The sequence below is a fragment of the Microbacterium sp. genome, from assembly GCF_035554235.1.
GTDB lineage: Bacteria > Actinomycetota > Actinomycetes > Actinomycetales > Microbacteriaceae > Microbacterium.
Window position 1 is genome coordinate 1 of the sequence record NZ_DATMIO010000106.1, and the last position, 8552, is coordinate 8552.

The 8552-nt window shown below is 72.7% G+C and carries 11 protein-coding genes; all 11 read left to right on the forward strand.

Translation table 11 applies throughout. From position 1 onward, the window contains the following. Positions 1 to 261 (forward strand): uroporphyrinogen decarboxylase family protein (locus VNT50_RS05305; RefSeq protein WP_325484060.1); only part of this gene is annotated, 261 nt, incomplete at its 5' end. Continuing rightward, positions 258 to 1733 carry a protoporphyrinogen oxidase gene (hemG, locus tag VNT50_RS05310; protein ID WP_325484061.1) on the forward strand — a complete coding sequence of 492 codons (1476 nt, stop codon included), beginning with the start codon at positions 258 to 260 and terminating at the stop codon, positions 1731 to 1733. The genes VNT50_RS05305 and hemG, both read left to right, overlap by 4 nt. A gap of 112 nt (positions 1734 to 1845) precedes the next feature. Next, positions 1846 to 2307: a hypothetical protein gene (locus VNT50_RS05315; protein ID WP_325484062.1), complete on the forward strand. Its 462-nt coding sequence runs from the start codon at positions 1846 to 1848 to the stop codon at positions 2305 to 2307. After that, entirely contained in the window at positions 2307 to 2717 is a 411-nt protein-coding gene (locus tag VNT50_RS05320; protein WP_325484063.1) for a phage holin family protein, read from the forward strand. Before VNT50_RS05315 ends, VNT50_RS05320 begins: the two co-directional genes overlap by 1 nt. Next, positions 2707 to 3003, forward strand: coding sequence for a hypothetical protein (locus VNT50_RS05325; protein WP_325484064.1), 297 nt, complete (start codon positions 2707 to 2709; stop codon positions 3001 to 3003). The genes VNT50_RS05320 and VNT50_RS05325 overlap by 11 nt, the downstream gene beginning before the upstream one ends. Positions 3004 to 3100: 97 nt before the next feature. Continuing rightward, entirely contained in the window at positions 3101 to 3814 is a 714-nt protein-coding gene (gene hemQ, locus VNT50_RS05330) for a hydrogen peroxide-dependent heme synthase (protein WP_325484065.1), read from the forward strand. A 13-nt stretch (positions 3815 to 3827) separates the two neighbouring features. After that, positions 3828 to 4829, forward strand: coding sequence for a hydroxymethylbilane synthase (gene hemC / locus VNT50_RS05335; RefSeq protein ID WP_325484066.1), 1002 nt, complete (start codon positions 3828 to 3830; stop codon positions 4827 to 4829). Continuing rightward, positions 4826 to 5629, forward strand: coding sequence for a uroporphyrinogen-III synthase (locus VNT50_RS05340; RefSeq protein WP_325484067.1), 804 nt, complete (start codon positions 4826 to 4828; stop codon positions 5627 to 5629). The genes hemC and VNT50_RS05340 overlap by 4 nt, the downstream gene beginning before the upstream one ends. Continuing rightward, a complete protein-coding gene (gene hemB, locus VNT50_RS05345; protein WP_325484068.1) occupies positions 5626 to 6615 on the forward strand; it encodes a porphobilinogen synthase in 990 nt (329 codons plus the stop codon). The genes VNT50_RS05340 and hemB overlap by 4 nt, the downstream gene beginning before the upstream one ends. 2 nt (positions 6616 to 6617) lie before the next feature. Continuing rightward, positions 6618 to 7943 carry a glutamate-1-semialdehyde 2,1-aminomutase gene (gene hemL, locus VNT50_RS05350; RefSeq protein WP_325484069.1) on the forward strand — a complete coding sequence of 442 codons (1326 nt, stop codon included), beginning with the start codon at positions 6618 to 6620 and terminating at the stop codon, positions 7941 to 7943. A 249-nt stretch (positions 7944 to 8192) separates the two neighbouring features. Continuing rightward, the coding region (locus VNT50_RS05355) for a 2-phospho-L-lactate transferase CofD family protein (protein ID WP_325484070.1) at positions 8193 to 8552 on the forward strand (360 nt) is incomplete at its 3' end.

An 8552-nucleotide genomic window follows, 5' to 3' on the forward strand; every position in this document is an offset into this window, starting at 1 on the left:
GCCGACGCGGTCGGCGCCGACTGGCGGATGCCGCTCGATGAGGCCGCGGGCATCCTCGGTGCCGACACGTCCGTGCAGGGCAACATCGACCCGGCGCTGCTCGGCGCCCCGTGGCCGGTGCTCGAGGCGCACGTGCGCGACGTGCTCAGCCGCGGCCGCGCGGCCCGCGCCCACATCGTCAACCTCGGTCACGGGGTACCGCCCGAGACCGATCCCGACGTGCTGACCCGCATCGTCGAGCTCGTGCACTCCGTCGCATGACCGATCCGCTCGAGAACCCCGTTCCGCTCGAGGAGCTCGCGGCGCAGGCCGGCCACACCAGGGTCGTCGTCGTGGGCGGCGGCATCGCCGGCCTCGTCGCCGCGCTCGAGTGCGCGAAGGTCGGCATCCACGTGGTGCTGCTCGAGCAGCGCCACGCGCTCGGCGGCGCCGTCCGCGGAGCGGAGGTCGGCGGGCTGACCCTCGACGTCGGCGCCGAGAGCTACGCGACGCGCGGCGGGCACGTGCGCGCCCTTCTCGAGGAGCTCGGGCTCGGAGACGACATCGTGACGCCGAGCCGCGAGGGAGCGTGGGTCGTGGGACTGCCCGGCTCGCCCGGTGCCGCGCCCCTGCCGAAGGGCGGGGTGCTCGGCATCCCCGGCAACCCGTTCGCCGCTGACGTGCGCCGCGTGATCGGCTGGCGCGGCGCCTGGCGCGCGTACGTCGACCGGCTGCGACCACCCCTCACGATCGGGCACGAGCACAGCCTCGGCCGTCTCGTGCGCACGCGCATGGGCGAGGCCGTGCTCGATCGCCTCGTCGCGCCGGTGACGACGGGGGTCTACTCCGCGCATCCCGACGACATCGATGTGGATGTCGCGGCGCCCGGTCTCAACGGCGCACTGACGCGGGCCGGCTCGCTCTCGGGGGCGGTGGCGCTGCTGACGGGCGAGCGCGCGTCGGCACCGGGGGGCGCGATCGAGGGCATCGACGGCGGGATGTCGCGGCTCGTCGAGGCGCTCCGCGCCCGGCTCGAAGACCTCGGCGCCGAGGTGCGCACCGGCGCGCCGGTCGAGTCCGTGGAACGCACCGCGCACGGCTGGGTCGTCGTCGCGGCGGGTGGGGAGCCGGAGGTCGCCGATGCCGTGTTCGTCGCCACTCCCGAGGCCGCCGCGCGTCGCCTGCTCGCCAACGCGGTGCCCTCGCTCGCGGCCGCGGCGCCGCGGCCGGGCCCCGAGGTGCATGTCGTGACGCTCGTGCTGGATGCCCCGGCGCTGGACGCGCGGCCTCGCGGCACGGGCGTGCTCACCGTGCCGGGCGCGCGCCGGGCCAAGGCCCTGACCCACTCGAGCGCGAAGTGGCCGTGGCTCGCCGGCCGCGTGCCCGCGGGCCGGCACGTCGTCCGCGTGTCGTTCGGCAGCCAGGGCGAGGAGCCCGCGACGACCGGACTGAGCGACGAGGATGCCGCCGCGCTGGCCCTCGGCGAGGCATCCGCCCTGCTCGGCGTGACCCTCGCGCCGTCGCAGCTCGTCGCCGCCCGCCTCGAGCGCTACGCGCAGGCGCAACCCGCCTCGGTGCTGGGCCAGCCGAAGGCGGCGGCGGCCGCACGCGCCGCCATCCACGCCGTCGACGGCCTCGCCGCCGCCGGCGCCTGGCTCTCGGGCACGGGACTGGCCCAGGTCATCCCCGACGCGATCGGCGAGGCGGAGCGCGTGCGCCGGTCCGCGCTCTGGGACCGATCGGCGGGCGCGTAAGCACCCGTGTAAGCACCCCCTGCCGCCCGATGTCAAGGGTGGATGCCCAGATCGGCATACGGGTCTACCCTGGAGGCAGACCAGCAGGCGAAATCGAGCGCAAGGAGATCCCATGAAGGGCAAAATCGGACTCGTTATCGGCCTCGGAGCAGGCTACGTACTGGGCACTCGCGCGGGTCGCGAGCGCTACGAGCAGATCAAGGAGCAGGCGCTCAAGGTCTGGAACCTCGACCCGGTGCAGCAGCAGGTGTCGAAGGTTCAGGACTTCGCGAAATCCAGCGTCGCGGCTCTTCCGAGCGCGCTGTGGGACGGCGCCGTCAAGGTGACCAAGGCCGCCGCCAAGCAGGGCACCCCCGGGCAGAAGCTGGACTCCGCCATCAAGGCGGGCAAGGCCTCGGCGGATGACATCGAGAAGGCCGCCGAAAAGACGCGAAGCGGGCTCACCAAGGCGGCCGAAGACGCCCGCGACGAGGTGGCGAAGGCGACCGAGAAGGCGCGGAACGACGTGTCCAAGGCCGTGGATGATGCCGTCAACGGCGTCGCCGACCCGACGCTGCCCTCGGGCCAGATCTGATGACCACCCCACGGGGCTTCCGCGACAGAGCGGACGACAGCCTCTTCACGCTCCTGGGCGATGTGCCCGAACTCGTGCGCAATCTGGTCGTCGCCGAGGTGAACAGCGCGAAGGCGTGGGTGTCCAAGGCGGCCAAGGACGTCGGGATCGGCGCGGGCTGGTTCGTCGCCGCACTCTTCTTCCTGTTCTGGGCGGTGGCCGCGTTCGGGGCCTTCGTCATCATCGGGCTCTCGTCGTGGTGGCCGGCATGGCTGTCGGCGCTCGTCGTCTTCGTGCTGCTGGTGGTCATCGCGCTGGTCCTGGCGCTGCTCGGCTACCTCCGCTTCCGCAAGTTGGCAGGCGCATCCAACCCCGTAGAGTCGGTTCAAGAGGACGTGCGCATGGTGAAGGAGGTCGGCGATGAGTTCTAGCGGCGCGGTGTCCCCCCGCAATCCCGTCCCCGTTCCCCGCACTGCCGTCCCGCTCGGGATCGCCGACCCCGTCGAGAGCGCGCGCGCCGAACTCAAGGCCGCGCTGATGGCGATCGAGGAGAAGGCGAACGTCCCGAAGCGTGTCGGGGCCGCAGCCGACCTGGCGGTGCAGAAGGCGCGCGTCTTCGCGCGCCGCGAACCGGTGCTCGCGGTCGTCGCCGTCGTGGGCATCGCGGCGGCGGTCGGCTCTGCCGTCTGGGCGCTCACACGCTGGTACGCGCGCTGATCGGCGCGTCGGTGCCTTTGACCCCCGAGCCTTTGACCCCCGAGCCTTTGACCCCGCTGCGTTTGGCCGGGAGCGGTCCGGGGGACAGACTGGATCCATGGCCGAGCACGCGACACCCGCTCCCTTGCAGGACTCCCCCGACCCGCTGACGGCATCGCCGAGCGGTTTCACGCTGTGGGCGGTGTGGCGGCGCGACCCCGATCGCCCCGTCGTCGAACCCGATGAGGTCGAGCTGACCGACATCGTCGAGCTCATCGAGCAGGGTGGCATCACGGTGCGGGGCTTCTACGACGTGAGCGGCCTCCGCGCCGATGCCGACCTCATGGTCTGGCTGCACGGGCCGACAGCCGAGGGCCTGCAGCTGGCGCTCCGCCGGCTGCGGCGCACCGAGCTGCTGAAGAATCTCCTGCCGACGTGGAACGCCATGGGCGTGCACCGCGACGCCGAATTCAACCGCCAGCACGTCCCCGGCTTTTTGCGCGACATCCCGCCGAAGCAGTGGCTGTGCCTCTACCCCTTCGTGCGCAGCTACGAGTGGTACCTCCTCCCGGCGGAGGAACGGCGGCGGATGCTGGCCGAGCACGGGCGCAGGGGCGCCGCGTTCACGGGTGTGCTCGCCAACACGGTCGCCTCGTTCGCGCTGGGCGATTTCGAGTGGCTGCTGCCGCTCGAAGCCGACGACGTCACCGACCTCGTCGACCTGATGCGCGACCTGCGGGCGACCGACGCGCGCCGCCACGTGCGCGAAGAAGTGCCGTTCTACACGGGCCGCCGACTCGAACTGCGAGAGATCGCCGAGGTGCTGCAGTGAGCGGCGCACGCCCATGAGCGCCCCCCTCCGGCTCGGCACGCGGCGAAGTGCCCTGGCCCTCGCGCAGTCCTCGCATGTCGCGGATGCCCTGGCCGCGTCTTCGGGTCGTGAGGTCGAACTCGTCTCGATCGTCTCGGAGGGCGACGTTTCGCGCGCCTCGCTCGCGGAGCTGGGCGGCACCGGCGTCTTCGCCACGAGGCTGCGCGAGGCGCTGCTCGCCGGGGAGTGCGACCTGCTCGTCCACTCGCTCAAGGACCTCCCCACCGCGGAGGCACCCGGCCTGACGATCGCGGCGATCCCGACCCGCGAGGATGCGCGCGACGTGATCATCACGCGCGACGGCACCCCGCTGCACCGCCTCCCGCCCGGTGCGACGGTCGGCACCGGCTCGCCGCGACGCATCGCCCAGGTGCGCCGGCGCAATCCGCGTGTCGACGTGCGCGACCTGCGCGGCAACGTCGATTCGCGGCTCGGCCGGGTGCGCGACGGCGAGCTCGATGCCGTCGTGCTCGCCGCCGCCGGACTGTCGCGGCTCGACATCCTGGGTACGGGAGAACTGGGCTACGAGCACGTCGGTCTGGCCGAGTGGCCGACCGCTGCGGGGCAGGGCGCTCTGGCAGTGGAGACGAGGGCCGACGCGGCATCCGATCTCTTCGACGCGCTCGCCGCCCTCGACGACGAAGCCACGCGCATCGCCGTGACCGCCGAGCGCACGGTGCTTGCCGAGCTCGAAGCCGGCTGCCATGCCCCGGTCGGCGTGCACGCCCAGCTGCACGGGATCGAACTGCGGGTGCGCGCGATCGTCTATGCGCCCGGCGGCGACCGCCGGTTGGCGGTCGACAGAACCGAGACCCTGGACGCGGGGTATATTCGAGTGCAAGGCAGTGGCAATGGTGCGGACGCTGCCGATGGCACAGACCCGATCGTCCGCGCTCGCGGTATCGGGCACGCTGTCGCCCATCGGCTGCTCGAACGCGGGGCGGCCGGCCTGGTACCACGAGAGTCATCCCCATGAACACAGCCGCAAGCACCCCCACGCCCGACAAGCCACTCGCCGGGTGGCGCGTCCTCGTCCCCCGCGGTGGTCCCTGGGGCGACGGAGTGGCCGCAAGCCTGCGCGCGCAGGGCGCGACGCCCGTCGTCGCTCCGCTGATCAACTTCGCGCCCGCGAACGACCTCGCGGCACTCGATGCGGCCCTCACCGACCTCGAGGCGGGCATCTTCGACTGGCTCACGGTGACGAGCGCGACCACCGTCGATGTGCTCTACGCGCATCGGACGACGATCCCGCAGCAGACCCGCGTCGCCGCGGTCGGCGAGACGACCGCGGCCGCGCTGCAAGCCGTCGGGTACCGCGTCGACCTCGTGCCCGATCGCGACAACTCCGCGGCCGGCATGGCCGAGCAGCTGACGGCCCTCGAGCCCGAGCCCCGCCGCATCCTGACCCTCCGCAGTGAGATCGCCAAGCCCGTGCTGACGAAGTCGCTGATCGCCGCGGGGCACGACGTGCGCAGCGTCGTCGCCTATCGCACCGTGGGAGTTCCCGTCACCGAGCGCATCGCGCGAGACGTGGCAAGCGGGCGCATCAACGCGATCCTCGTGACGAGCGGGTCGGTCGCCGAGCAGGTCTACGCGCAGTTCCCCGACATCCCCCCCACCACGGTCATCGCGGCGATCGGTCCGCGTACGGCGAAGGATGCCCGCAGGGCCGGGCTCAGCGTCGACGTGATCGCCGATCGGCAGACGGTCGATGCGCTCATCGATGCGGTGTCGCAGTTCAAGCTTCCGCACGCGGCCGACGAGTTCCAGTCGTGAGCTTTCCCACGCATCGCCCGCGGCGCCTTCGGCAGTCGCCGGCTGTCCGCCGCCTCGTGCGCGAGACGCACCTGGCGCCCTCGCAGCTGGTGCTGCCGGTCTTCGTCCGGGAGGGACTGACCGAACCGGTGCCGATCGGTTCGATGCCGGGCGTCGTGCAGCACTCGCTCGATTCCCTGCGCCGCGCGGTGGCGGATGCCGCGGCCGCCGGTGTCGGCGGCGTCATGCTCTTCGGGGTTCCCGAGGTGCGCGACGCGCGGGGGTCCGGAGCCGACGACCCCGCCGGCATCCTGAACGTCGCGACGACCGCGGTCGCCGCGGAGGTCGGCGACGCCCTCGTCGTGCAGACCGACCTGTGCCTCGACGAGTTCACCGATCACGGGCACTGCGGCGTGCTCGATGACCGCGGTCGCGTCGACAACGACGCGACGCTCGAGCGCTACGCCGCCATGGCCCTCGCCCAGGCGCGCGCCGGCTCGGCGCTGCTGGGCCTGTCGGGCATGATGGACGGTCAGGTCGGGCACGTGCGTGCGGCGCTGGATGAGGCCGGGTTCGCCGACACGATCCTGCTCGCCTACTCGGCGAAGTACGCGGGGGCGTTCTACGGTCCCTTCCGCGAGGCCGTGGATTCGCAGCTGAAGGGCGACCGGCGCACCTACCAGCTCGACCCGGGCAACGCCCGCGAGGGAGTGCGCGAGGCGCTGCTCGACGCGGATGAGGGCGCCGACATCGTGATGGTCAAGCCGGCCCTGCCGTACCTCGACGTGCTGGCCGACGTGCGGGCCGCGGTGGATATTCCCGTGTGGGCATATCAGGTCTCGGGCGAGTACGCGATGATCGAGGCGGCCGCCGCCCATGGCTGGATCGACCGCCGGGGCGCCGTGCTCGAGTCACTGCTCGCGATCCGCCGGGCGGGTGCCGACGCGGTGCTCTCGTACTGGGCGGTCGAGGTCGCGGGGTGGCTCGACTCGGGAGCCCGGGCGTGACGATGGCAGAGAGCAACGACGAGCTGTTCTCCCGCGCCCGGGCCGTGATTCCCGGCGGCGTGAACTCGCCGGTGCGCGCCTACGGCTCGGTCGGGGGCACGCCCCGGTTCCTGGCGTCGGCCAGCGGGCCCTACGTCACGGATGCCGGCGGGCGGACTTACGTCGACCTCGTGGCGTCATGGGGTCCCGCGCTTCTCGGGCACGCGGAGCCTTCGGTCGTCGAAGCCGTGCGGGAGGCGGCATCCCGCGGCCTTTCCTTCGGTGCCCCCACCGGAGCCGAGGTCGACCTGGCCGACCTGATCGCGGCACGCGTCGTCGCCGACGGCGCGGCCCCCATCGAGCGGGTGCGCCTCGTGTCCACCGGCACCGAGGCGACGATGACCGCGATCCGGCTTGCGCGCGGTTTCACCGGCCGCGACCTGCTCGTGAAGTTCGCCGGGCACTACCACGGACATTCCGACGGGCTGCTGGCCGAGGCAGGCTCCGGTGTCGCGACGCTCGCGCTGCCCGGATCGGCCGGGGTCCCCGCCGCCGTCGCGGCGCAGACGCTCGTCATCCCGTACAACGACCTGTCGGCGGTCGACGAGGTCTTCGCGGCGCACGGTGACCGCATCGCGGCCGTCATCGTCGAGGCCGCCGCCGCGAACATGGGTGTGGTGGCGCCGCTCCCGGGGTTCAACGCCGCGCTCGCCGAGCGCGCCCACGCGCACGGCGCGCTGCTGATCCTCGACGAGGTGCTGACCGGGTTCCGCGTGCACCCCGCCGGCTTCTGGGGGCTGCAGGCCTCGCAGGGCGAGCGGTACACGCCCGACCTCTTCACGTTCGGCAAGGTCGTCGGCGGGGGGATGCCGCTCGCCGCGCTCGGCGGACGCGCCGACGTCATGGAGCGCCTCGCCCCCTCAGGGCCCGTGTACCAGGCGGGCACGCTGTCGGGCAATCCGCTCTCGGTCGCCGCCGGCGTCGCGACGCTGCGCCTCGCGACCCCCGACGTGTACGCGAGGGTGGATGCCGCGGCCGACGTAGTTGCGCGCGCCCTCTCGGAGGCCCTCGCGGCGGAGGGCGTCGAGCACTCGGTGCCGCGCGCCGGTTCGCTGTTCGGGGTCGCGTTCCTTCCCGAGGCTCCCCGCGACTACGCGACCGCGCTGACCCAGCAGTCGTGGCGGTACCCGCCGTTCTTCCACGCGATGCTCGATGCCGGCGTCTCGCTCCCGCCGAGCGTGTTCGAGGCGTGGTTCCTCACGGCCGCCCACGACGACGAGGCGCTCGGTCGCATCACCGGGGCCTTGCCCGCCGCGGCCCGTGCCGCGGCATCCGCCCGCCGCCCCTAGGCATCGCCCGTGGGCGCCGCCCGTGGCCCTCGGGTGCGTTCCCGGTTCCTGAGAGCGCGCCCTTCGGTTCTCTCGATCGACGTACTCAAGTCTGCGTGTGCCTAAGCGCAGACGTGAGTTCGCGAAAGGTGAAGACCGAACCCACCACCTCAAGTCTGCGCGTGCACAAGCGCAGACTTGAGCACGCGAAAAGAGAAGACCGAAACCCCCGCGACACGCCGGTGGAGGGCCCGCCGGTAGTGTCGAACGGTGCGCATCGTCATCCTCGCCGGCGGAGTCGGCGGCTCCAAGTTCGCCCTCGGGGTCCGGGCGGCCGCCACACCCCACGACCGCATCACGGTCGTCGCGAACACGGGGGATGACCTGTGGCTCAGCGGCGTGCGCCTGCAGCCCGACGTCGACTCGATCGTCTACGCCCTCGCCGGGGTCAACGACACGAACCGAGGCTGGGGTCGCGCCGGTGACACCGAGCGCGTCAACGGCGAGCTCAAAGCCTGGGGGGCCGGGTGGCCGTGGTTCACCCTCGGCGACCTCGACCTCGGCACGCACCTCGCCCGCACCGGATGGCTGCGCGATGGCGCGACCCCGACGCAGGTGATCGAGCGGATG